A 23,033-nucleotide genomic window follows, 5' to 3' on the forward strand; every position below is an offset into this window, starting at 1 on the left:
CAAAGCATGGAGTTGCTTGCCCTTAGTCCTCCGGGATGGGGCGGCAACCTTCTGCGTGGCCTCGCTAACTCGTTGCAGATCGCTTTTGGAGCGTTCGGGTTCGGGTTGATCATCGGGCTTTTCGGGGCCTATGGAAAACTATATGGCGGGCCGGTCACACGTGACCTGCTCGGCATATATACGACTGTAATGCGCGCCGTGCCTGAACTGGTGCTGATCCTGATCCTGTATTACGTCGGGACCGACCTGATCAATCAGGCCGCGCAGGCAATGGGGTATGACCGCGTCGAAATCAGCGGCGTCGTTGCCGGCATCTGGGTTTTGGGCATTGTTCAGGGCGCCTATGCGACCGAGGTCCTCAGGGGGGCGATTCAAGCGGTTCCTACTGGTCAGATCGAAGCCGCCCGTGCCTATGGCATGCCCTCTCTTTTGCTCATGCGACGGGTGACGATACCGGCGATGATGTCTTTTGCCACGCCTGGCCTGGCCAATCTGTGGCTCATTGCAACTAAAGATACAGCCCTTCTGGCCATTGTCGGATTTAGCGAATTGACGCTGGAAACCCGTCAGGCTGCCGCCAGTACGCGCGCCTATTTCACCTTCTTCCTTGCTGCAGGTGCCTTGTACTTGATCGTCACGCTTTGTTCCGGTGTCGTGTTCGCGCGTATCGAGAAATGGGCCCGTCGTGGGCAGCCTTCGCTGAAGGGAGGAAGCCGATAATGGACTGGCGAGCACTCATGCAGCCGCATCGGATCGTGCTGATGGCACTTTTTGCTGCTTTCGTTATCTGGTGCGCCGTCTCACTGCGCTGGGATTGGATTCCAACCTATGCCCCGCTGGCGCTTGAAGGTCTGTGGAGGACCATTTGGCTGTTGGCCGTCACCTGTGTGCTTGGGTTCTTGCTCGCCGTTCCACTGGGTCTCGCTCAGGCGATTGGTCCCTGGTACCTTTCGGCACCGGCAAAAGTGTTCTGCACCGTCATTCGCGGCACCCCAATTCTTCTGCAAATCTGGCTGTTGTACTATGGGCTTGGATCGCTTTTCCCTCAGATTCCATGGATACGCGGCAGCGAGCTGTGGCCCTATCTGCGACAGGCTTGGCCCTATGCGGTTCTGGCCCTGACCCTGTCTTACGCGGGCTACGAGGGCGAAATCATGCGCGGTGCCTTTGCCAGCGTTAAGAAGGGTCAACTCGAAGCGGCGCAATCCTTTGGCATGCCTCGGTTTACCATGTTCCGCAGGATCTGGCTGCCTCAGGCCATTCGCAGCGTGCTGCCGACACTAGGCGGTGAGACGATCCTACAGCTGAAAGCAACCCCGCTGGTGGCGACGATAACAGTGGTTGAGATCTACGCTGTGTCGTCCAGAATTCGGGCGGACACCTTTGTTGTCTATGAGCCATTGTTGCTGTTGGCGCTGATCTATCTGATCATTGCAGGCATCATCACGCTGATATTCCGGCGAATTGAATTGCAGGTCCCTGCCCGGTAAGTCGACGCCGAATAGTTCTACAACCTGAATTCTAAGATCGGACAGTTATCCAGCTACCTGTCCTTGTCAGCTGTCTACTTGTGGGCGGCTTTCGCATCGTTGATTGAAGGCGCCCAGAGCGTCGCGAATTTCGGCCTAAAAAGAATGAAATCCAATCACTTGGTGCGGTCGAGAAGACTCGAACTTCCACGGGTGTTACCCCACAGCGACCTCAACGCTGCGCGTCTACCAATTCCGCCACGACCGCACTGTTAGTGACTTGGTAGTGGGGCGTATAGACCTTGATGATCAAGATGTGAAGAGGCAAAAATCACGTTGGTTTGAATTCCCATTCGGCGCTCTTATCTTTAACAGGTTGTCGTCCAAATGACCCCGTCAGGAGCCCCGCCATGACCTCGCCCGACCCTCGCCCCATCGTTCAGATCGACATAGTCTCGGATGTGGTTTGCCCCTGGTGCATTGTTGGATTCCAGCAGTTGGATCTGGCGCTCAAACAGCAAAATATTCTGGCAAAGCTGCGCTGGCATCCGTTCGAATTGAACCCAAACATGGCGCCCGAGGGTCAGAACCTGCGTGAGCACATTGCCGAGAAATACGGCTCCTCGACGGAACAAAGCCAAGCGATGCGGGATCGATTGACGCAAATCGGGGCTGACTTGGGCTTTACCTTCGCCTTTGATGAAGAAAGTCGCATCGTAAACACATTTGCCGCGCATCAGCTTCTTGACTGGGCCGAGGCTCAGGGTCGCCAGCATCCACTGAAACTGGCCTTGTTCGAGGCCTATTTCACCAAGCAAATGGACGTTTCGAATATTGAAGTTCTGCTTGAGGCCGCGGAAACTGCCGGTCTGGATCGGAATGCTGCGCGCACGATGCTTGAATCAGGTGCTCATGCCGCGCCGGTTCGAGAGAAACAGCAATACTGGACCAGTCGTGGTATTTCCGGCGTTCCCGCAATGGTGTTTGGCGGAAAGTACTTGCTGACTGGGGCGCAGGGAGCGGACAGCTATACACAGGTCCTGCAGCGCTGTTTGACCGAAGCAGCCTAGGTCTTTCCATCCATGCATCCAGCCGCTAAGGAGCCGACATGGAATGGAAGATTACTGACGGATTGACCGACTATGATGAGGCCATCGCCTTTATGGAGGCGCGCGTGGCCGATATCGCGGCGGGTGAGGCGGATGAGTGTATCTGGCTACTTGAGCACCCTGCCCTGTACACAGCGGGCACTTCAGCCAAGGTCGAAGACCTGAAAGACCCGGACAGATTTCCAGTCTATACGTCAAAACGCGGTGGTGAATACACCTATCATGGTCCGGGGCAGCGCGTTGCTTATGTCATGCTGGACCTGAACAAACGCGGCAGGGATGTGCGCAAGTTTGTAAAGCAGCTTGAGAATTGGGTGATCGCAGCTTTGGCCGAGTTCAACGTGACCGGGCAAATCCGCGACGGCCGTGTTGGTGTCTGGGTGCAACGGGATGACAAGCCGCTGACGCCTGCAGGCGAAAAAGCCGAGGACAAAGTCGCGGCGATCGGCCTGCGATTGCGTAAATGGGTCAGCTTTCACGGCATCTCGATCAATGTCGAACCGGATTTGAGCCATTTCTCTGGGATCGTACCCTGCGGCATCTCGAACCATGGCGTGACTTCTCTGGTCGATCTGGGTCTTCCGGTCGCGATGGATGATGTGGACAACGCGCTTAGAAAAACATTCGCTGAGGTTTTTGGACCCGCGGGGGCGGATTAACTCGGATCACGAATCGAAAAACAGCCCGGCACCGACTACAATCCAGCCGTCAGATCCGCTCTGCTTCATAATTTGGAAACAATTCCCGATTGGTCCGTCTGGTTTCCGACGGAATCTAGTTAAATTTCACAAATATGAATACTTGGGTCCCATTAACGCCTAGTATGAATTTACCGTTCTAGAGTGAGTGGTGTGTTAAGCCGGTGATCGCAGGTATACCCTGGGAAAACAGGTTTGTGTTTTGGTTACGAGTCTGCCGTTCCGACCCCAAATCGGAACGGCAATTTCTTTTTTAGTGCTCGTGTTTGTCATGTCCAAACCGGGCCGGATGGCCACAAACCTCTTCCCCACTTTCAATTTCAAGCGTTGCATGGCCGATCCCGAACTGATCCTGCAGCGCATTCTTGATGGTTGTGGAAAGCCACCTGGCATCTTCGTCTGCGTGGCTGGTCGCAACCACATGTGCAGTCAGGGCAGGTTCATGCTCCTGCATACTCCACAGATGAACGTGATGGACCGAAACAACGCCCTCGGTGGCCTCGATCATCGAAGCGACCTCTTCTGGGTCAAGGTCGGATGGTGCACCCAACATCAAGACGTGAATGGTTTCGCCAATTTCAGATTTCACATGCCAAAGGATGTAGACCGAGATCATGATGGTCACGGCCGGGTCCACCCAGGTCCAGTTGAACAGGATAACCAAGGTTCCGGCGACGATCACGGCCAATGAGCCTAAGGCATCTGCCACGTTGTGCAGAAAGGCGGCCCGGATATTCATGCTGTCCTTTGCCATCGAATAGGTCAGGACAGCCGTGATCAGATCGACGATCAGGGCCAGCACTGCGATCCAGACGACGATCCAGCCATTCACCGGTTCGGGCTCTATAAACCGCATGACACCTTCGTACATCAGATAAACGGCCAGAACGACAAGAATGGTGTAGTTAACAAGAGCGGCCACAACCTCTGCCCGGCCATAACCAAAGCTCATCCGTGGATCTGCCAAGCGTCGAGCAATCTTACGAGCGAAAAACGCGATGATCAGCGCGATGGCATCTGAAAAATTATGCAAGGCATCTGCGATCAAGGCCAGTGAGCCAGACAAAATGCCCCCCACTATTTGTGCAAGCGTCAATACCATATTGACGCCGATCGCTCCGACCACCCTCCGGTCACCGGCATTAGGATCAATGTGAGAGTGGGTGTGGTTATGTGACATGGCAGATCAGATCCTTGTTTTGAACTGCCATCCTATGTAATTCCTCTAGTCACTAGAGGTTCAAGAGGCAAAAAGCACAAAATGTACTCAATCGGAGATTTGTCGCGGCAAACCGGGGTCAAGGTGCCCACGATCCGTTTCTATGAGGAAAAAGGCTTGTTGGCCAAGCCGTATCGGACGGCGGGCAATCAGCGCAGATATGACGAGACTGCTCTGAAACGCCTCCAATTTATCCGCCACTCGCGTGATCTGGGCCTGCCTTTGCCGGATGTCGAGGCGTTGCTTTCTTTGGAAGGGGCGCAGGGGGCGGATCTGGACCATGTTCATGAAATCGCGGATCGTCAGCTGACTGAACTGCGCAACCGGATAACATTGCTGCGCAGCCTTGAGGCCGAACTGGAACGCATCACAGCCGCCTGTGACGGCACCCACGACCATGTATGTGAAGTGCTGAACGCGTTTGGCGACCATAGCAAATGCCTTGGATCGCACTGATCCTGTAGCGGGTGATCAGGCCAGCGTGTCTTTGATTTTACCGGCGTGTTCAGCGATCAGGTCAAAATCACCCATATTGCCCGGTGGTCGCATCGAAACGCCTTCGTGCCGCGGCAGAACGTGAAAATGCAGATGAAACACTTCTTGCCCGCCTGCAGCCTCGTTGAACTGCTGGATGGTGACGCCATCCGCATCAAAGGCCGCTTTCACCGCCTGCGCCATCTTCTGAACCGTTGAGATCACAGAAGCAAGCTGTTCTGGGCTGGCATCCAGCACGTTGCGACAAGGCGTTTTCGGGATCACCAGCAGATGCCCGTCCGTGCGCGGCATGATGTCCATGAAGGCCAGTGTGTCGTCGTCTTCATAGACCCGGTTTGCAGGGATTTCACCACGCAGGATTTTGGCGAAAATGTTATCGGGATCATAGGCAGACATACTCGGCCTCCGTTTGGACGTTTTTCATGAGGTGTTTGTGCGGTGCCGCATCTTGGCGGTCAAGACGCAATGCACATGCGATCAAAGCGACAAGGGTGTTTCCAGAAAATCGCGGTATACCCTGTCCCGATGCAACAGCAAACCTGCCGAAAGAGTATCCCGTACAGGATCGAATATATGCTCGAAAACCCTTCGGGTACTCGGCCGCATTGCACACAACTCTTCCGGCAACGGTGCGAACAAAGCCATGAAGGCAGCGCAATAAATATCTGCTGCAGTGAGCGTGTTGCCAAACAGAAAATCACCACCTTCTGCGAGCTTGCTGCTGACGCGTTTCAATATCCCATCAGCGCGACCGGCAGCCATTTCACCTGCTTCTGTATCATAGCCGTATTTCTTGCCAAGATAGTCGGCAATCTTGGGATGGAACCCACCTTCTTGGCCTCGCATACCAGCATGGATTTGCTGAAGCCGCCTTTGCCAGCCCAATCCATTTGGGGCCGTAAGTAAGTCAATGAAGGCGAGAATGTCGGGCGCCATTGATGCTGGCAACAAATCTGGTTCAGGCGCGATTCGTTGTGCCAAGGCGACAATATCGGCCTTTTCGGAAAGCGGTACTTCATCTTTCCAGAACACAACCGGTGCGCTGTCCGTTTGCGCCCAGATGGTCTGCGCCCGGTCCTGATGGTCCAGATAAACTGGCACCCAAGGCAGACGCTTTACGTAAAAAATACCCTTTGCGGCTTCGCTCCAAGGGCTTGGCACACCTCCGACAACGATCATGCGTAGCCCGGTGGCCGCCTGAGCCTTTTCGGTCGTCACGTAGTTCAGAACCATCCGGTCTCCTCCATTTGCCGAAAGTTGTGCTCTTTTTCGAAGCCCTGCAACCGGCACCCGCGACAATTAATCTTGATCCAGATCAAACTCGACCATTGAAGGTCGCCCCCACGCAATCTAAAACCAGCAGGAATCCCGCGCGTTGGAGAGGTCCGACAGCGCGGTGTAGTTGCAACAGGAGGCACCTAATGGCAGACGCAGCCATTCATGGTCACGACCATGAAGACCAGCGCGGGTTCTTTACCCGCTGGTTCATGTCGACCAACCACAAGGACATCGGGATTCTGTACCTGATCGTCTCGGCCCTGGCCGGTCTAATCTCGGTTCTGATGACTGTTATCATGCGGATCGAACTGATGGAGCCCGGGGTACAGCACATGTGCATGGAAGGGTTCCGCTTGTTCGGCAGCGGTGCCGAGCTCTGCACTCCGAACGGGCATTTGTGGAACGTGATGATCACCTATCACGGTGTTCTGATGATGTTCTTCGTGGTCATCCCTGCCCTATTCGGCGGATTTGGCAACTATTTCATGCCGTTGCAGATTGGCGCGCCGGACATGGCGTTCCCGCGGATGAACAACTTGTCCTTCTGGCTCTATGTCGCCGGTACTTCGCTGGGCGTGGCCTCGCTGCTGAGCCCCGGTGGTAACGACCAGCTTGGTTCGGGCGTCGGCTGGGTTCTGTACCCGCCGCTGTCGACGAGCGAGGGCGGAATGTCCATGGACCTCGCGATCTTTGCCGTGCACGTATCGGGCGCCTCCTCGATCCTCGGCGCGATCAACATGATCACCACCTTCCTGAACATGCGTGCCCCGGGCATGACCCTGTTCAAGGTGCCGCTGTTCAGTTGGTCGATCTTCATCACCTCGTGGCTGATTCTTCTGTCGCTGCCGGTTTTGGCAGGTGCGATCACCATGTTGCTAATGGACCGCAACTTTGGTTTCACCTTCTTTGATCCGGCCGGTGGTGGTGATCCAATCCTGTATCAGCACATCCTGTGGTTCTTTGGCCACCCAGAAGTGTACATCGTGATCCTACCTGGATTTGGCCTTATCAGCCACATCATCGCGACCTTCTCGCGCAAGCCAGTCTTCGGTTACCTGCCGATGGTTTGGGCACTTATTGCGATCGGTGTACTGGGCTTTGTCGTGTGGGCACACCACATGTACACAGTCGGCATGTCGGTCCAGCAGCAAGCCTACTTCATGCTGGCAACGATGGTCATCGCGGTTCCTACCGGCGTTAAGGTCTTCTCGTGGATCGCAACCATGTGGGGCGGCTCGATCGAGTTCAAGACACCGATGCTGTTTGCTTTCGGTTTCCTGTTCCTGTTCACCGTTGGCGGTGTGACCGGTGTGGTTCTGTCGCAGGCCGGTATCGACCGCGCCTATCACGACACATATTATGTGGTTGCACACTTCCACTATGTGATGTCGCTGGGCGCAGTGTTTGCGATCTTTGCCGGAATCTACTTCTACTTCTCCAAGATGACAGGCCGTCAGTATTCAGAGTTCTGGGGCAAGGTTCACTTCTGGCTGTTCTTCATCGGCGCCAACCTGACCTTCTTCCCCCAGCACTTCCTGGGCCGTCAGGGCATGCCACGTCGCTACATCGATTATCCCGAAGCGTTCGCGCAGTGGAACTATGTCTCGTCGATTGGCGCCTTTGTATCCTTCGCCTCGTTCCTGCTGTTCTTTGGTATCGTGTTCTACGCCTTGTTCCGTGGCGCACGTGAGACCCGGAACAACCCGTGGAACGAATACGCGGATACGCTGGAATGGACGCTGCCCTCGCCGCCGCCCGAACACACGTTCGAGCAGCTGCCCAAGCAAGAAGACTGGGACAAGGGCCACGCGCACTGATCCCTCTGAACCAACAGAAAACCCCGCCAACTTGGCGGGGTTTTTCATTTCTAAGTGGCGTGCCACCGGAAATTCGCCAGATCGGTCAAAATAGGGTACTCTGGTAAAGGCAAAACAATCGGCAACCCCGAGGGTTCATATGCCCGATCTTGATTTCTGGTACTCTATCGGAAGCACTTACAGCTTTCTGACGATCATGCGCCTGGACGATTGGTGTTCTGAACACGATGCGTCCGTCACATGGCGGCCGTTCAATGTACGCACAGTGATGTCGCAGCAGAAGAACATCCCCTTTGCAGGGAAACCCGTCAAATCCGCCTATATGTGGCGCGACATTGAGCGTCGGGCGGCCAAGTACCATATGCACGCCCAGCTTCCTGCGCCCTACCCCATTTCTGACCTTGCCTTGGCAAATCAAGTAGCGCTGTTGGGAATGGAAGAAGGCTGGGGCAAGAACTTTACGCAAATTCTATATCGGATCTGGTTCGAAGAAGGTGTAGAGGCCGGCAGCGAAACCGCCCTGTCCGAAGCGCTACATCGCAGTCAGCAGGATCCCCGACTGATCCTGTCCCGCGCGCGCAGCCCCGACATTGTCGCCGCACTTGAGGCGGAAACACTACGCGCAATCAAGCTGGGCATTTTTGGCGCCCCAAGCCTGGTTGTGGGGAACGAAGTCTTTTGGGGGGATGATCGGCTGGACGATGCCCTATCGTGGGCCCGCGTCGGGCACGTCATCTGAATTTTCAGCGTCGACTCGGACGCGCTTTGGGCTATCTTCCGGCCATGCCCTACAGATGGAATCAAACCACCACATCAGAACTTGAGCTGCGCTTGTGGCCGCATAACTCGCTGCCGCGTCATTGGGCAGTTCGGGTTGTGTTTAGTGTCTTTTTGTTCGGGTTGATCCCGCTTTTGGCCGTGCTCGGCTCGGCCTTGCTTTGGGGGTTGCTGCCCTTCCTGCTGCTAACAGTTATTGGCCTTTGGCTGGCTCTCCGGTCAAACTATCGGGCCCGTAGCATATTCGAAGTCCTGACGCTGACCGGAACACAGGCGCATCTGATACATCATGACCCGCGACGGGGGCAGCAGGAATGGGCCTGTAATCGCTATTGGGCCCGCCCCGAGATCCATCAGAGCGGCGGCCCGGTTCCGAACTACGTCACCCTCAAGGGTGAAGGTCGCGAAGTAGAAATCGGCGCATTCCTGTCCGAGGAAGAGCGGATTGCGCTTTACGATGACCTCAAAGAAAAACTGCGCGAACCAGTCGCGCAGTAAGCTCTCAGCATGTCACGGCAGTCAGCCGCTGGCAGCCGCACAAAGCTGATCTTTGACCATGGGCCCAACTTTCCCAAAATCCATCTGGCCAGTATAGCGTGTCTTGAGCTCGCCCATGACCTTGCCCATATCCCGGATCGACCCGGCACCAGTGGCCGTAATCGCTGATTGGATGGCTTTCGTCACCTCATCGTCGTCCAGTTGCTCGGGCAGGAATTCTTCTATGACTTCTATCTCGCGCAGTTCACGCTCCGCCAGATCGAGGCGTCCACCCTCTTCGTAAGCACGCGCACTTTCCTTACGCTGCTTGGACATTTTCCCTAGAATTTCAAGAACTTCGGCATCACCGCAACCCTTGGCTTCCTCGTTGACCGCAGCACGAGACGCGATATCCCGGTCCTTGATTGCTGCATTGATCAGACGTAGGGTCGACAGACGCTCGGCGTTCTTGTCTTTCATTGCTTGCTTCAGGGCGGAATTCACCCGTGATCGCATATCCATTTAGTTTGTCCATCCCCATGACAAAAGGAACCCCGACCATATCGAAACAAAAAGCGTGATACAACCGGGGGCCTAAACATCTAAGTCATTGATATTGCTCAATAGCCCAAAAATTGAACACACTTGACCCAAGCGCATAACCCCCTTAGGTATGCGCCGATTTACCCTGCAGGAGAGTCGCGCTATGGCCCAGAACGCCCCGTCTAAGCCCACCGCATGTCTGGCTTTGGCCGATGGAACACTGTTCTACGGGGTCGGTTTCGGCGCCACAGGCCAGACCGTGGCCGAGCTGTGTTTCAACACCGCAATGACCGGCTATCAAGAGATCATGACCGATCCTTCTTATGCCGGACAGATCGTGACCTTCACTTTCCCTCATATCGGAAATGTTGGTGTGAACCCCGAGGATGACGAAACCGGTGATCCTGTCGCGGCAGGAATGGTCGTCAAATGGGACCCAACCGAACCGTCCAGCTGGCGGTCTGCTGAAGAGCTGAAATCATGGCTTGCCCAGCGTGGGCGTATTGCCATTGGCGGTGTCGATACCCGCCGGTTAACCCGCGCAATTCGCCAGCAAGGCGCACCTCATGTGGCATTGGCTCATGATCCTGAGGGCAATTTCGACATCGAAGCTCTGGTTTCGGCAGCGCGTGGCTTTGCCGGGCTTGAAGGTATGGATTTGGCCAAGGAAGTGACTTGTGCGCAAAGCTATCGCTGGGATGAGATGCGTTGGGCCTGGCCAGATGGCTATAAACGGCAAGAGGCCCCAGTACATAAGGTTGTGGCACTGGATTTCGGGGCAAAGCGCAATATCCTGAGATGCCTTGCCTCGACCGGGTGCGATGTCACTGTGCTGCCCGCAACGGCCACCGCGGCTGAGGTTCTGGCCCATAATCCCGACGGCGTATTCCTGTCCAATGGCCCCGGTGATCCAGCGGCTACGGGTGAATACGCAGTACCGATGATCAAAGAGGTATTGGACACCACCGACCTACCCGTATTCGGGATTTGCCTTGGTCATCAGATGCTTGCGCTGGCCCTTGGCGGTCAGACTGTCAAGATGAATCACGGCCACCACGGGGCGAACCACCCGGTAAAAGATCTCGAGACTGGGAAGGTGGAAATAACGTCGATGAACCATGGGTTTGCGGTAGACGCTCAAACCCTTCCCGACGGTGTCGTTGAGACTCATCGTTCGTTGTTTGATGGTTCAAACTGCGGAATTCGCATGACGGATCGACCGGTCTATTCGGTACAGTACCACCCAGAGGCATCTCCAGGCCCACAAGACAGCTTCTACCTGTTCGAGCGGTTCTCGCATGCGATGGCCGCCCGAAAGGCACAGGCATAATCATACAGCCTTAACGGCCTGTTAACCTTAATCGCTCCACCCTGACGCAGATTACCACGTCTGGGTTGATTGAATGGTTGAACTGAACCTGCAGCATTTCGCATCGGCCGCGCCGATTTCTGCAACGGTGCGCAAGCCTTTGGGGGCTTGCCTGATCGACCGCGGGCTGCTTTCGAACCATCAGTTGCAAAAAGCCCTGCACCTGCAATCCAGACAAAATGTTGCACTGGGCGAAATCCTGGTCGGCGAAGGCTGGGTAGATCGGTCCGAGGTTCTGACGGCGCTGTCTGAACAAACAGGATTGCAGATCGCGGACCTGGATCTGCATCCACCAAATCCGGACCTTTGCAAAACCCGCCCCGCCAGCTTTTGGCTGGATCACAACATCATTCCCTGGATGCGCATCGGTCCCATTCTCCTGGTCGCTACCGCCAATCCCGATCAGTTCGACGCAGTTCGCAAGCAGTTGGCAAAGGAAAAGCAAACGATCATACCCGTGCTTGCCGATGCGGACCGGATCGACGACGCGATCGCCAGCATTTTCTCGGAAAGCCTTGCTGAAAAGGCTGAAACCCGTGTGGCAATAGCTCATAGTTGCCGATCCTGGACTCGGCGCTCGCGTATTGGGCCGATTGCCATAGTGCTTGGCCTCGCCACACTGTTCCTGGCGCAACCCATTCCGGGGCTGCTGGCTCTGGTCGTTTCGGCCGTTACGTCGCTTGTATTATTCCTGACATTGCGTCTGGCGGGATTGCTCTCGTTTCTATGTTACAAAGGAAAACGCCACAGTCAGACCGCCACCACGCTTCCTCTTCGACTGCCTCGCGTTTCCATCATGGTCCCTTTGTACAAAGAGCGAGAGATTGCTGGCGCTCTGATCCGCCGATTGCGGCGTCTGACATATCCCAAAGCTCTTTTGGACGTCATTCTGGTTTTGGAAGAAACGGATATGGTAACCCGTGCAACCCTGGCCAAAATCGAGCTGCCCTGTTGGATCCGCACGATCGAAGTACCGGCATTAAGCGGGCTGACGACTAAACCGCGCGCGATGAACTATGCGCTGGATTTCTGTCGTGGTGATATTCTGGGCGTTTGGGATGCCGAGGACGCCCCTCTTCCCGATCAAATCGAACGCATCGTCGGACATTTCACCCAAGCCGGTGAAGACGTCGTCTGCTTGCAAGGCGTTCTGGACTATTACAACCCGCGCACCAACTGGCGGTCTCGCTGCTTTACCATTGAGTATAACAGTTGGTTTCGGGTCATCCTGCCTGGCATTGCCCGGTTGGGGCTGGTGGTTCCACTTGGTGGTACAACCTTTTTCTTTCGTCGCGAAAAGCTGTTGGAACTGGGCGGTTGGGATGCCCATAATGTGACCGAAGACGCGGATCTGGGCGTCCGACTCAGCCGCGCGGGTTATCGGACCGAGATGGTTGATACCACCACTTTCGAAGAAGCAAACTTTCGGGCCTGGCCTTGGGTCAAACAGCGTTCACGATGGCTCAAGGGCTTTATGGTCACATATCTTGTCCATATGCGCGCGCCGGTCCATCTGCTGAAAGAGCTGGGTGTGCTGCGCTTCCTTGGGCTTCAGGCGTTTTTTCTGGGCACCGTCGGACAATTCCTGCTGGCCCCGGTTTTGTGGCTGTTCTGGCTTACCACATTCGGATTGGCCAGCCCGCTGGATCCCGTCATTCCGGGCAAGGTCATGACCATACTGATAGCTCTGTTCGTATTTGCAGAGATCACGAATGTGACCATCGGGATACTGGCTGTTGCCGCCCGTGAAAGACGGTTTCTGATGCCGTGGGTGCCGACAATGCCGTTGTATTTCCCCTTGGGTGTGCTGGCAGCTTACAAAGCCCTTTGGGAATTGGCTATCAACCCGTTCTTCTGGGACAAAACCCAACACGGTCAAGCCAGTGAAGAAGCCTTCGACATGTGACCGTCAGCTTTCGCGACGAACCGCATCCTGCTTGAGACGCGTCATGAAAGCGACCGAGATATGCTCTTTCAACGCACGTTCCGCGGCTTGCTCGTCACGGGCGGCTATCGCCTCGACGATGCCTTTGTGTTCACTTTGCGCGATCTCACCGCGCCCGGAAACCGCAAGCGATGTCGTTGCCATCAAGGCCATTGTGCGGTGCACAAGGTTCAGCTGTTGCACCAAATAGCGGTTGTGCGAGGCCAGATGGATCTGTTCGTGAAACCGCCGGTTCGCCCGAGACAGGGCGTTTGGATTGTCCACCAGCGCATCATCTTCGGCAACCATTTCCTGCAGCACCTTGATCTCTTCCTCGGTCGCGTGCTTGGCGGCCAAACTTGCAGCGAGACCTTCAAGTTCACGGCGAACGACATATAGCTCTGCCATCTGATTGTGGTCCAATGAGGCCACAATCAGCGAACGCCCGTCGCGTTCAAGCAAGGATTGGGTCTCTAACCGCTGCAACGCCTCGCGGATTGGCGTGCGCGAAACACCGAACCTTTCGGCCAGCTCGCTTTCGACCAGCCTGTCACCGGGCTTGTAGATGCCCACATCAATCGCTTCGAGAATAAGGCTGTAGGCGTCGCTGTTGGACTGCTTGGATTGGGGCATCTTTTGTTTTTCTCCTCGTTCGGACATGTCTATCCGTCTGCAGTGCGCACAATCAAGTACTGCATTGAAAACCTGCGCTGCGCCGCTTAAACGGCAGGTATGGTCAAACCTGCCTTCAGCCATGTCTCCCAATGGGTGTTCGATCTGGACAACACCCTGTACCCGCCGCATATGCGCCTGTTCGATCAGATCGAGGTGCTGATGACGGATTATGTGGTTCAGGCCATCGGCGTCGACCGGGCCGAGGCCGACCGACTGCGATCCCATTACTGGCGCGAATATGGCACCACGCTGGCCGGGCTGATGGCCGAACATGATCTGGATCCCGACCCTTACCTGCATGCCGTGCATCAGGTGGATATGAGCCATATGGACCCGGACGTGGATCTGGCGGCACATATTCGTGCTCTGCCCGGTCGCCGCATTGTCTATACCAATGGCAGCGCGCCCTATGCCGAACGCGTCCTTGCGGCGCGTGGCCTCAGCGGTTTGTTCGATGCCATCTATGGGGTTGAGCATGCGGGATACCGTCCTAAACCCGAGAAGGCCGCATTCCAGGCCATCTTTGCGCAAGACGGAATCAAGGCAGAAAAAGCGGCCATGTTCGAAGACGATCCGCGCAATCTGGCGGCCCCGCATGAGATGGGGATGCGCACGGTTCATGTCGCGCCCGAACCGCACATGGCCGATCACATCCACCACCATACAGACGACCTGACCGCCTTTCTGGCCCGCCTGCGATAGGCTGTCACACTGCGACGATCTGCACGTACTGCGACCCGGGCGCCGCCCCTATATCCCAACTGCGACGAACAGAACGGAGACCCAGATGTCCGCAATCGAAATGCCCCCGCGCTCACCCATCTGGCAGCGCCTGCTATTTGCTGTTCCTCTGTTTGGCTGGATGGCGCGCGATGCGGCCGATGCAGATGGGGACGACTGGTATTACACCGCTGCCGCCATCTTCAGCATGTGGGGCTGTTCAGTGATGCTGTTTGGCTTGCCGGGCTTGTATATCCCCGCCGTCGTGATGGTGCCCGTGATATTCCTGATCCTCATCCTGATCTCGCGCGGCTGACCTGCGAGACAGGATGTCACTTGGCGCGGGAAGTCGAACCGCTCTAGGGTCGGGTTAGAACCAAAGAGGGCGCCATGAACGACCAGTGTGACATCCTGATTTCCGGCGGCGGAATTGCCGGTTTGACCGCAGCGGCGGCCCTTGGCGCGGCTGGATTCAATGTGGTCTGTGTTGATCCTACCCCACCTGTGACCCAGCGGGACGTGGACGGATCGGATTTACGGACCACCGCGTTTTTGCAACCAGCCCACGGTCTTTTGGAACAATGCGGGCTGTGGGAAAAACTCGACGCGCATGCCGCCCCTCTTCAGATCATGCGGATTGTGGATGCAGGCGGCGATGTGCCCGAGCCGCGCGTGGTGCGCGACTTCAATGCCGCGGATATCTCGGACCAGCCCTTTGGTTGGAACCTGCCAAACTGGCTCTTGCGGCGCGAAATGGTGGCCCGTCTCGCTGAACTGCCCAATGTCGATTTTCGCCCCGGAACGGGCACGGTCAGCTTGTTCACCCGTACAGCCGAAGCCCGCGTTGGCCTGAGCGACGGGACGCGCATCCGCTGTAAACTGGTGATCGCCGCAGATGGTCGCAACTCGCCCATGCGAGAGGCCGCCGGGATCAACGTGCACACCACGCGCTATGGGCAAAAGGCGTTGGCCTTCGCGGTTACACACTCGATCCCGCATCAGAACGTCTCGACCGAGATTCACAGGTCCGGCGGCCCGTTCACGCTCGTTCCCCTGCCCGACTGGCAGGGTCAGCCCTCGTCCGCGATTGTATGGATGGAGCGTGGCCCGCGCGCGGTAGAGCTGTTGAACACCGATCCGGAAAGCTTTGAAGCGCTGATGACCGAACGGTCCTGCGGGTTGTTCGGTCCGTTGAAACTGGCCTCTCGTCGGACCATCTGGCCGATCATCAGCCTGTCGGCAGAGCGTCTGTCGGGCGAACGCGTGGCCCTGATGGCCGAAGCCGCCCATGTCGTGCCCCCCATCGGTGCGCAGGGGCTGAACATGTCCTTGGGTGATCTGCGATGCCTGCTGGATTTGGCACAGGCCCGTCCCGAGGGCCTGGGTGACGCGCAGATGTTGGATGCCTATCACAAAGCGCGTCACACCGAGATCGAGGCCCGGGTCAAGGGTATCGACTTGCTGAACCGCGCCTCGATGATCGAGGCGCGGCCTTTACGGGACATACGTGCAATGGGGTTGAACGCGCTGTATTCGCTGCCGACCGTGCGCAAGACGCTGATGCAGATGGGCCTCGGCGTCCGCTAAAGCCCGATGGTCACAAAACCTGGTCCAGCACGCGCTTTAGACGCGCGATTGTGCCGTCAACATCGTACAGCTTGTCCAGACCGAACAGGCCCAGACGGAAGGTGCTGAACCCGTCTGGCTCATCACATTGCAAGGGTACACCAGCAGCGATCTGCATGCCCAAGGCGGCGAATTTGCTGCCGTTCTGGATATTGGGATCCGAGGTATAGCTGACCACCACACCCGGCGCACCAAACCCATCGGCAGCGACAGAAACAATGCCCTTCTCCTTCAGCATTGCCCGTACACCGTCCCCCAATGCCCACTGGGCGTCACGCAGTTTGTCAAAGCCATAGTCTCGAGTCTCAGCCATCGTGTCGCGGAAGGCTTTCAGCGCATCTGTTGGCATCGTGGCGTGATAGGCGTGACCGCCATTTTCATAGGCTTGCATGATCTGCCGCCATTTCTTCAGGTCGACGGCAAAACTGTCCGAAGTCGTCTCCTCCAGCCTTGCCTCAGCCTGTTCGGACAGCATGACAAGACCCGCGCAAGGCGATGCGCTCCACCCTTTCTGAGGGGCCGAGATCAGGACATCCACACCCGTCGCCTTCATGTCCACCCATGCGCAGCCCGAAGCGATGCAATCCAGAACCATCAGCGCCCCAACCTCGTGGGCTGCGGCTGCCATCGCCGAAATATAGTCGTCGGGCAGAATGACCCCGGCCGCTGTTTCGACATGCGGCGCAAAGACCACATCCGGGCGCCCATCGCGGATCGTTTCGATGACTTCCTCGATCGGAGCAGGCGCAAATGGGGACGTTGCCGAGTTGCCGGTCTGGCGCGCCTTCAGAACTGTTGCCGACGCCGTCAACCCACCGGACTCGATGATCTGGCTCCACCGATAGGAAAACCAGCCATTCCTGACCACCAGAACATTGGCATTGCGGGCAAACTGGCGCGCGACTGCTTCCATTGCATATGTACCACCGCCCGGGATAACGGCCACACCGTCAGCGTTGTAAACGCCTTTCAGCATCTCAGAGATGTCGCGCATCACATGCTGAAACTGAACCGACATGTGATTAAGCGAGCGATCGGTGAAGACGACCGAAAACTCCTCTAACCCATTGGGGTCAATTTTGTCCAAAAGCGGGGGCATTGGTATTCCTTTCAAATTCCACGAAACGAGCGGGTGTTCGCAACTTCGCTCACTGCCTCTCAGTTATTACTGAAAATTGACCCAACGGAACCCGGTTTCCTAAGAAAATTTTAACGCCTCAAAGGCCCTATCGACAACTAATGACGCCAAACAGTGTCAGCAACCCTTTACACCCCTACGTGTTTCTGACCAGATACATACACTTTGGAGAAGAAAGGTATTTTCACTCGTGACTGCGCATAAGCGGATCAGTTTTCAGTTTGTACGTGACGAAGTAAAACGACGAATAGAAACCAGAGTTTGGCCACAGGGGTCGGTGCTGCCGACAGAAACCCAGTTGGCAGAAGAATTTAATTGTGCCCGTGCCACGGTGAATCGTGCTTTGCGGGAACTGGCAGATCAGGGCTTCGTTGAAAGAAAACGTAAAAGCGGAACGCGGGTCAAAAAAGAACCCAGCAAACACGCAAAACTGGAGTTTTCCCTGACCCGACTGGATGTCGAGGGGCAGAACTCCACCTATCGTTATGCGCTGGTCGAGCGTAATATCGTCTCCAGCCCCGGATGGCTTGCCTCTCAGTTAAGCGTCTCGCAAGAAGCGCGTGTTTTGCATATTGTCTGCATGCACTATGCAGACAACCGGCCGTTTCAACTGGAAGAGCGCTGGATCAATATCGATGCAGTTCCAGAAGTGGAACATGCTGACCTCGACACCAAAGGCCCGCATGAGTGGCTGTTGCACGCCGCCCCCTTCACCGATGCTGAAGTCGCCTTTTGTGCGATTTCGGCAGATGGACGGCTGGCTGAATTCATGGGGACAACCTCGGGGACGTCCATGATCCAATTAGAGCGCACGACATGGAAAGACGGGCAGCCAATTACCTTTGCGCGCATGACACATCATCCCGGATATTACATCCGTACCAGGTACTGAAACGGGCCTAGCCGATAGGCCCGGGTAGCCTCTCTTCGCTCAGCAATACATTGGCTTCGACATCTCCGGCCCCGGGCAAAGTCATTATCCGGCGGCGCAGAACACGTTCAAAGTCCGAGAGATCCCGTGCCACGACGCGCAAACGGTAATCATAGAGGCCCAACACATGTTCAACGGTTTGAACCTCGGGGATCGCACTGACGGCACGTTCGAAATCTTCAAGGCTGACCTGACCTTTCCGCGCTAACTTGACCCCCAGAAAAACTGTCACCCCAAACCCCAACGCTTCTGTATTCAAACGCAGGTGGCGCCCCTTTATGATCCCCGTCGTTTCAAGCCTCCGGATACGGCGCCACATCGCGGGCTGAGACAGGCCAAATCTACGCCCCAAGGCACCCGCGCTTTGCGTTGCATCCTGGATCAGAGCGCGCAGAATTTTGCGGTCGAGCTCATCCAATTCGGTCATAGCGGCAGCACCTCATCGCTTTTGACCCGCGCGATATGCATCAATGCCTCGATATCTGCGATATGCGGCAAAGTCAGGATACGGTCACGATACAGCTGCTGGTAATGTGCCATATCCTTGGCAAGCACAGATAAGCGCACATCCACGCGGCCCAAAAAGGTCTGAATCTCGATCACCTCGGGAACCTCGCGCGCGACACCCATGAACTCGTCGAATGCACGCGGTTGGGTCTTATCCAGCGTCACCCGCAATGAAACCTCGACTGCATATCCCAATGCGGCCCAGTCAATGATCGCCTCTTGGGCTTGAATAATCCCGGCCTCTTGCATTTTTTCGATACGTCGCCAGCAGACACTTGTGCTGATGCGACAAAGCTCGGCCAACTCAGCGGTTGTCAGCGTCGGGTCGGCCTGGAAATGACGCAGAAGCCTGCGGTCAACATCATCAAGCATGATTTTTTCTTTTTTATTATACTTCAAGAATAGATACTCGAGTTATTCGTGATAATTCAAGGATAACAGTATCGCTATCCTTGGAAAATCGCCTTAAAACCCACAGCAATCGAAACAGAAAGGACCAGCATCATGCGCGTCTATTACGATCGCGATTGCGACATCAACCTGATCAAAGACAAAAAAGTGGCCATCCTGGGTTATGGCAGCCAGGGTCATGCACACGCGCTGAACCTGCGCGACTCGGGCGCGAAGAATCTGGTCGTTGCCCTGCGCGAAGGCTCGCCTTCGGCTAGGAAAGCCGAAGCCGAAGGCCTGGCGGTCATGGGCATTGCAGAAGCGGCAGCCTGGTGTGATGTCATCATGTTCACCATGCCCGATGAATTGCAGGCCGAAACTTACAAGAAATACGTGCATGACAACATCAAGCCGGGTGCTGCGATTGCGTTCGCCCACGGCCTGAATGTTCACTTTGGCCTGATCGAACCGAAAGCAGGCGTAGACGTCATCATGATGGCCCCCAAAGGCCCCGGCCACACCGTCCGTGGTGAATACACCAAAGGTGGCGGCGTTCCCTGCCTTGTGGCTGTTGACACTGACGCAACCGGCAAAGCGCTGGAAATCGGTCTGTCCTATTGCTCGGCCATCGGTGGCGGCCGTTCGGGCATCATCGAGACCAACTTCCGCGAAGAATGCGAAACCGACCTATTCGGTGAACAGGCGGTTCTGTGTGGCGGTATCGTCGAGCTGATCCGCTGCGGCTTTGAAACTCTGGTCGAGGCAGGTTATGCACCCGAAATGGCCTATTTCGAGTGTCTGCACGAAACCAAGCTGATCGTGGACCTGATCTATGAAGGCGGAATCGCCAACATGGATTACTCGATCTCGAACACTGCTGAATACGGTCAGTACGTCACTGGTCCGCGCATCCTGCCTTATGAGCAGACCAAGAAGGCAATGAAAGAGACCCTGTCGGACATCCAGAGCGGCAAATTCGTACGCGACTTCATGCTGGAAAATGCTGTGGGTCAACCCACCATCAAAGCCTCGCGCCGTTCCAATGACGAGCACCAGATCGAAGTGGTCGGCAAAAAGCTGCGGGACATGATGCCCTGGATTTCGGCCGGTAAACTGGTCGATCAGGAAAAGAACTGATCCTATCATGACGCCGCCCCCCGGGGCGGCGTCATTCATTTAATGGGCGTCAAAAATTTCTATCGACGGCCCGCCAACAATATCCACATGGGTATACATCGGGTTCGAATGCTGCTCGAACCGCACCGGCTTGTCGACAACCACCGAGGGCCATTTCCCGGGCTTCTGACAGAGGAAGATGTTGAGCAGCAAATGGCTGGGATTGATCCCCTGCGGATTGGCGATAACCAACATGGGCTCGACCCCTGGATTACCAACCGTGACAATGCCCGTCACAATCAACCTACCGGGCCCCGGAGGCATCTTGTTGTTCCAAGCATACCAATCTCGTGAAGCCACATCGTCTCCGGGCTGGCAAACAGCATTCACTTCTTTGTAGTCCATAATTTATCTCCAAATTCTTTTTCCAATACTCCTACAACACCACACTCGCAGCTAATTGTGACGAAGCAGGCAATACCATGAGCGAACCCTCTGAAATCACCAACAAAAACTGGCTTATGGTCGCTGTACTTGGCTTCATCTGGGGCGGCACATTTATGGTCGTCGCCATCGCGCTCGAAGGGTACGGGCCCGTCACAGTAGCAACAGCGCGCACGACTCTGGGCGCGCTGACCCTTATACTGCTGATGGGGGCGACGGGTCGCAAATTGCCAACAACCACGCGGGGCCTTTGGCCCTCAATCATCGTGATCGGCATTCTGTCGACGGCCCTACCTTTTTTGCTTCTCAGCTGGGGCCAGCAATATGTTCCGTCCGCCTTTGCGGGCCTGTCGATGGCGGCCATCCCGTTGATGGTGTTGCCACTGGCACATTTCTTTTCGGATGAGCCCCTCAACGCGCGGCGTTTTGTTGGCGTATCACTTGGATTTGCAGGCGCGCTGGTTCTGATTGGCCCTGGCCTCGCACAGCTTGGTAAAGGTGCGGAACCACTGGCACAGCTGGCCTGTATTGGTGCCGCACTGTGCTATTCCTGCGCTTCTATATTCACGCGCAGATGCCCTCCGGTCGATCCGGTTGTTCTGGCTGCGCTCACTTTGCTGGTCGGCGCGGCGATCTTGTTGCCCATCATGCTGGTAACCGAAGGGGTGCCAAATTGGCATGGCGCACGGCCTAGCCTCGCCATAATCGCATTGGGCCTTGTTCCAACCGCCTTTGCCACGTTGCTGCGCGTCTCGATTATTCGCAGCGCCGGGTCTGTTTTTCTGACGCTGGTCAACTACCAAGTTCCGATATGGTCGATGGTGTTTGGCGCGTGGGTTCTGTCCGAGGCATTGCCGATACGGTTTTACGTTGCTCTGGCGATGATCCTGACCGGGCTAGCGATCAGCCAGTGGTTCAGCCTGCGCAGAATGCTGGCCGGTCGCTAGCCTGCAACCGCCGCGACCTCAGCAACGATACTGTCAACGACTTTGGCCAACAGCTGATCATCTTCACACTCCGCCATGACGCGGATCAGAGGTTCAGTGCCGGATTTACGGATCAGTAATCGGCCTTTTCCTTTCAGACGCTCTTCGGCATCCGAGATTGCGGCTTTCACACCAACTGTTTCCAGCGGGGCCTGCCCCTCGCCATAGCGCACGTTCTTCAACAGTTGCGGTACTGTTTCGAACTGAACCGACAGTTCGGATGCGTTGCGCCCGGAATGTACCATTTCAGCCAGGAAATGCAGGCCCGCCATGAGGCCATCGCCTGTGGTGGCATAATCGCTCATGACGATGTGGCCAGATTGTTCACCACCCAGGTTGAAATCTCCTTCACGCATCCGCTCGACTACATAGCGGTCGCCTACGGCCGTTCGTTCAAGCCTGAGCCCCTGCGAACCGAGATGGCGTTCGAGACCAAGGTTGGACATGACTGTCGCGACCAAAGCGCCGCCGCGCAAGCGGTCGGCCTTGGCCCAAGAGGTCGCTAACAACGCCATCAACTGATCGCCGTCGGCCACGTGTCCGTGCTCATCCACGATCACAACCCGATCGGCATCACCATCCAGGCAGATCCCCACATCGGCCCCGTGCGCCACCACCGTTTCAGCTGCTAGCTGAGGTTTGGTCGAACCGCAATTCAGGTTGATATTCTTACCGTTAGGAGAGGTGCCTACAGGAATGACCTCGGCCCCAAGTTCCCACAAAACTTCGGGCGCAGTACGGTGCGCGGCGCCATTGGCGCAATCCACCACCACTTTCAAACCGTCCAGCCTAAGATCGCGGGATAGCGAAGATTTCACCCGCTCGCCATAGCGAAACCGCGCATCGTCTACCCGGCGGGCCCGACCGATATTTTGGGCCTGCGCAGGCTTAACCCCTTCTTCGATCAGCCGTTCGATTTCAATTTCCGCCTGATCCGACAGTTTGAAGCCATCAGGCCCGAAAAACTTGATCCCGTTGTCTTCGGCGGGGTTGTGACTGGCCGAGATCATCACGCCCAGATCGGCGCGCATTGACCGCGTCATCAGGCCGACAGCCGGCGTTGGAACTGGTCCCAGCAGCAAAACATTCATCCCGGTCGAGGTTAGCCCCGCCGTCAGCGCGTTTTCCAGCATATACCCAGACAGGCGCGTATCCTTGCCAATAACAACACGGTGCACGCCGGATTGGTCACGTCGGAAGTACCGCCCAACCGCGGCCCCTATGCGCAGGGCCATCTCAGCCGTGATCGGATGCGTATTGGCGGTGCCACGCACCCCATCGGTTCCGAACAGCTTGCGCATTGGTATCTCTCCGTAAATTCTTGC

At 56.2% G+C, this 23,033-nt stretch carries 26 protein-coding genes and 1 tRNA gene; 16 read left to right on the forward strand and 11 right to left on the reverse strand.

The window, feature by feature from the left end; all coding sequences use genetic code 11:
- Positions 1-6: 6 nt before the first annotated feature.
- Both AC2FGB_RS04610 and AC2FGB_RS04615 read left to right on the forward strand, forming a co-directional pair.
- Positions 7-720: an ABC transporter permease gene (locus tag AC2FGB_RS04610; protein WP_425471964.1), complete on the forward strand. Its 714-nt coding sequence runs from the start codon at positions 7-9 to the stop codon at positions 718-720.
- Positions 720-1,490, forward strand: a complete 771-nt coding sequence (locus AC2FGB_RS04615; RefSeq protein WP_425595839.1) for an ABC transporter permease — start codon at positions 720-722, stop codon at positions 1,488-1,490. Before AC2FGB_RS04610 ends, AC2FGB_RS04615 begins: the two co-directional genes overlap by 1 nt.
- A gap of 160 nt (positions 1,491-1,650) precedes the next feature.
- Here AC2FGB_RS04615 and AC2FGB_RS04620 read toward each other — a convergent pair.
- Positions 1,651-1,737: transfer RNA gene (locus AC2FGB_RS04620), tRNA-Leu, on the reverse strand.
- 142 nt (positions 1,738-1,879) lie between these two features.
- Here AC2FGB_RS04620 and AC2FGB_RS04625 point away from each other — a divergent pair.
- Together AC2FGB_RS04625 and lipB are read left to right on the forward strand one after the other, a co-directional pair.
- Positions 1,880-2,539: a DsbA family oxidoreductase gene (locus AC2FGB_RS04625; protein WP_496693294.1), complete on the forward strand. Its 660-nt coding sequence runs from the start codon at positions 1,880-1,882 to the stop codon at positions 2,537-2,539.
- 38 nt (positions 2,540-2,577) lie between these two features.
- A complete protein-coding gene (gene lipB, locus AC2FGB_RS04630; RefSeq protein ID WP_271946447.1) occupies positions 2,578-3,237 on the forward strand; it encodes a lipoyl(octanoyl) transferase LipB in 660 nt (219 codons plus the stop codon).
- Positions 3,238-3,529: 292 nt separating this feature from the next.
- Here the strand turns inward: lipB and AC2FGB_RS04635 are convergent, their stop codons facing one another.
- Complete coding sequence (locus AC2FGB_RS04635; RefSeq protein ID WP_496693295.1) at positions 3,530-4,456, reverse strand: cation diffusion facilitator family transporter; 927 nt, start codon at positions 4,454-4,456, stop codon at positions 3,530-3,532.
- A gap of 81 nt (positions 4,457-4,537) precedes the next feature.
- Here AC2FGB_RS04635 and AC2FGB_RS04640 point away from each other — a divergent pair, with 81 nt between their 5' ends.
- A complete protein-coding gene (locus AC2FGB_RS04640; protein ID WP_281972282.1) occupies positions 4,538-4,951 on the forward strand; it encodes a MerR family transcriptional regulator in 414 nt (137 codons plus the stop codon).
- Positions 4,952-4,966: 15 nt separating this feature from the next.
- Here AC2FGB_RS04640 and AC2FGB_RS04645 read toward each other — a convergent pair whose 3' ends face one another.
- Together AC2FGB_RS04645 and AC2FGB_RS04650 are read right to left on the reverse strand one after the other, a co-directional pair.
- Positions 4,967-5,386, reverse strand: a complete 420-nt coding sequence (locus tag AC2FGB_RS04645; protein WP_281994787.1) for an HIT family protein — start codon at positions 5,384-5,386, stop codon at positions 4,967-4,969.
- An 81-nt stretch (positions 5,387-5,467) separates the two neighbouring features.
- Entirely contained in the window at positions 5,468-6,223 is a 756-nt protein-coding gene (locus tag AC2FGB_RS04650) for a glutathione S-transferase family protein (RefSeq protein WP_496693296.1), read from the reverse strand.
- Between the two features lie 188 nt (positions 6,224-6,411).
- Between AC2FGB_RS04650 and ctaD the strand changes: the two genes are divergently transcribed.
- The 3 genes from ctaD to AC2FGB_RS04665 all read left to right on the forward strand — a co-directional run bounded on the left by ctaD (position 6,412) and on the right by AC2FGB_RS04665 (position 9,360).
- Positions 6,412-8,085 carry a cytochrome c oxidase subunit I gene (gene ctaD / locus AC2FGB_RS04655; protein WP_142634476.1) on the forward strand — a complete coding sequence of 558 codons (1,674 nt, stop codon included), beginning with the start codon at positions 6,412-6,414 and terminating at the stop codon, positions 8,083-8,085.
- Positions 8,086-8,224: 139 nt separating this feature from the next.
- Positions 8,225-8,824 carry a 2-hydroxychromene-2-carboxylate isomerase gene (locus tag AC2FGB_RS04660; protein WP_142634478.1) on the forward strand — a complete coding sequence of 200 codons (600 nt, stop codon included), beginning with the start codon at positions 8,225-8,227 and terminating at the stop codon, positions 8,822-8,824.
- Positions 8,825-8,868: 44 nt separating this feature from the next.
- Positions 8,869-9,360 carry a DUF2244 domain-containing protein gene (locus tag AC2FGB_RS04665; protein ID WP_142634480.1) on the forward strand — a complete coding sequence of 164 codons (492 nt, stop codon included), beginning with the start codon at positions 8,869-8,871 and terminating at the stop codon, positions 9,358-9,360.
- A gap of 21 nt (positions 9,361-9,381) precedes the next feature.
- On the opposite strand, the gene AC2FGB_RS04670 is transcribed toward AC2FGB_RS04665, so the two are convergent.
- Positions 9,382-9,861, reverse strand: a complete 480-nt coding sequence (locus AC2FGB_RS04670; RefSeq protein ID WP_142634482.1) for a GatB/YqeY domain-containing protein — start codon at positions 9,859-9,861, stop codon at positions 9,382-9,384.
- Positions 9,862-10,045: 184 nt separating this feature from the next.
- Between AC2FGB_RS04670 and carA the strand changes: the two genes are divergently transcribed.
- Together carA and AC2FGB_RS04680 are read left to right on the forward strand one after the other, a co-directional pair.
- The gene (gene carA / locus AC2FGB_RS04675) at positions 10,046-11,212 is read left to right on the forward strand and encodes a glutamine-hydrolyzing carbamoyl-phosphate synthase small subunit (protein ID WP_281972285.1); all 1,167 of its coding nucleotides are present in this window, start codon (positions 10,046-10,048) and stop codon (positions 11,210-11,212) included.
- A 73-nt stretch (positions 11,213-11,285) separates the two neighbouring features.
- Complete coding sequence (locus tag AC2FGB_RS04680; RefSeq protein ID WP_496693297.1) at positions 11,286-13,157, forward strand: glycosyltransferase; 1,872 nt, start codon at positions 11,286-11,288, stop codon at positions 13,155-13,157.
- 3 nt (positions 13,158-13,160) lie between these two features.
- On the opposite strand, the gene AC2FGB_RS04685 is transcribed toward AC2FGB_RS04680, so the two are convergent.
- Complete coding sequence (locus AC2FGB_RS04685) at positions 13,161-13,808, reverse strand: GntR family transcriptional regulator (RefSeq protein ID WP_142634488.1); 648 nt, start codon at positions 13,806-13,808, stop codon at positions 13,161-13,163.
- 99 nt (positions 13,809-13,907) lie between these two features.
- Here AC2FGB_RS04685 and AC2FGB_RS04690 point away from each other — a divergent pair, with 99 nt between their 5' ends.
- The 3 genes from AC2FGB_RS04690 (at position 13,908) to AC2FGB_RS04700 (ending at position 16,157) form a co-directional block, all read left to right on the forward strand.
- Complete coding sequence (locus AC2FGB_RS04690; protein WP_142634490.1) at positions 13,908-14,552, forward strand: pyrimidine 5'-nucleotidase; 645 nt, start codon at positions 13,908-13,910, stop codon at positions 14,550-14,552.
- 85 nt (positions 14,553-14,637) lie between these two features.
- Positions 14,638-14,886, forward strand: coding sequence for a hypothetical protein (locus tag AC2FGB_RS04695; RefSeq protein WP_271946430.1), 249 nt, complete (start codon positions 14,638-14,640; stop codon positions 14,884-14,886).
- A gap of 74 nt (positions 14,887-14,960) precedes the next feature.
- Positions 14,961-16,157 carry a UbiH/UbiF family hydroxylase gene (locus AC2FGB_RS04700; RefSeq protein ID WP_496693298.1) on the forward strand — a complete coding sequence of 399 codons (1,197 nt, stop codon included), beginning with the start codon at positions 14,961-14,963 and terminating at the stop codon, positions 16,155-16,157.
- A gap of 10 nt (positions 16,158-16,167) precedes the next feature.
- Here the strand turns inward: AC2FGB_RS04700 and AC2FGB_RS04705 are convergent, their stop codons facing one another.
- On the reverse strand, positions 16,168-17,295 hold the full coding sequence (locus AC2FGB_RS04705) for an aminotransferase class V-fold PLP-dependent enzyme (RefSeq protein ID WP_496690748.1): 1,128 nt from the start codon (positions 17,293-17,295) through the stop codon (positions 16,168-16,170).
- A 229-nt stretch (positions 17,296-17,524) separates the two neighbouring features.
- Here AC2FGB_RS04705 and hutC point away from each other — a divergent pair, with 229 nt between their 5' ends.
- Positions 17,525-18,226, forward strand: coding sequence for a histidine utilization transcriptional repressor HutC (gene hutC / locus AC2FGB_RS04710; RefSeq protein ID WP_142634498.1), 702 nt, complete (start codon positions 17,525-17,527; stop codon positions 18,224-18,226).
- A 7-nt stretch (positions 18,227-18,233) separates the two neighbouring features.
- On the opposite strand, the gene AC2FGB_RS04715 is transcribed toward hutC, so the two are convergent.
- Both AC2FGB_RS04715 and AC2FGB_RS04720 read right to left on the reverse strand, forming a co-directional pair.
- Entirely contained in the window at positions 18,234-18,692 is a 459-nt protein-coding gene (locus AC2FGB_RS04715; RefSeq protein ID WP_496693299.1) for an Lrp/AsnC family transcriptional regulator, read from the reverse strand.
- A complete protein-coding gene (locus AC2FGB_RS04720) occupies positions 18,689-19,144 on the reverse strand; it encodes an Lrp/AsnC family transcriptional regulator (protein WP_271946422.1) in 456 nt (151 codons plus the stop codon). The genes AC2FGB_RS04715 and AC2FGB_RS04720 overlap by 4 nt, the downstream gene beginning before the upstream one ends.
- Before the next feature lie 132 nt (positions 19,145-19,276).
- Between AC2FGB_RS04720 and ilvC the strand changes: the two genes are divergently transcribed.
- Entirely contained in the window at positions 19,277-20,299 is a 1,023-nt protein-coding gene (gene ilvC / locus AC2FGB_RS04725; RefSeq protein ID WP_142634504.1) for a ketol-acid reductoisomerase, read from the forward strand.
- A gap of 39 nt (positions 20,300-20,338) precedes the next feature.
- Here ilvC and AC2FGB_RS04730 read toward each other — a convergent pair whose 3' ends face one another.
- Entirely contained in the window at positions 20,339-20,683 is a 345-nt protein-coding gene (locus tag AC2FGB_RS04730; RefSeq protein WP_496693300.1) for a hypothetical protein, read from the reverse strand.
- A gap of 77 nt (positions 20,684-20,760) precedes the next feature.
- On the opposite strand from AC2FGB_RS04730, the gene AC2FGB_RS04735 reads away from it, so the two are divergent.
- Complete coding sequence (locus tag AC2FGB_RS04735) at positions 20,761-21,669, forward strand: DMT family transporter (protein WP_496693301.1); 909 nt, start codon at positions 20,761-20,763, stop codon at positions 21,667-21,669.
- Here the strand turns inward: AC2FGB_RS04735 and glmM are convergent.
- The gene (gene glmM, locus AC2FGB_RS04740; RefSeq protein WP_142634511.1) at positions 21,666-23,009 is read right to left on the reverse strand and encodes a phosphoglucosamine mutase; all 1,344 of its coding nucleotides are present in this window, start codon (positions 23,007-23,009) and stop codon (positions 21,666-21,668) included. The two genes, AC2FGB_RS04735 and glmM, sit on opposite strands and share 4 nt — an antisense overlap.
- Between the last annotated feature and the right edge of the window lie 24 nt (positions 23,010-23,033).

The sequence above is a fragment of the Ruegeria sp. CDSC021 genome (assembly GCF_059610845.1).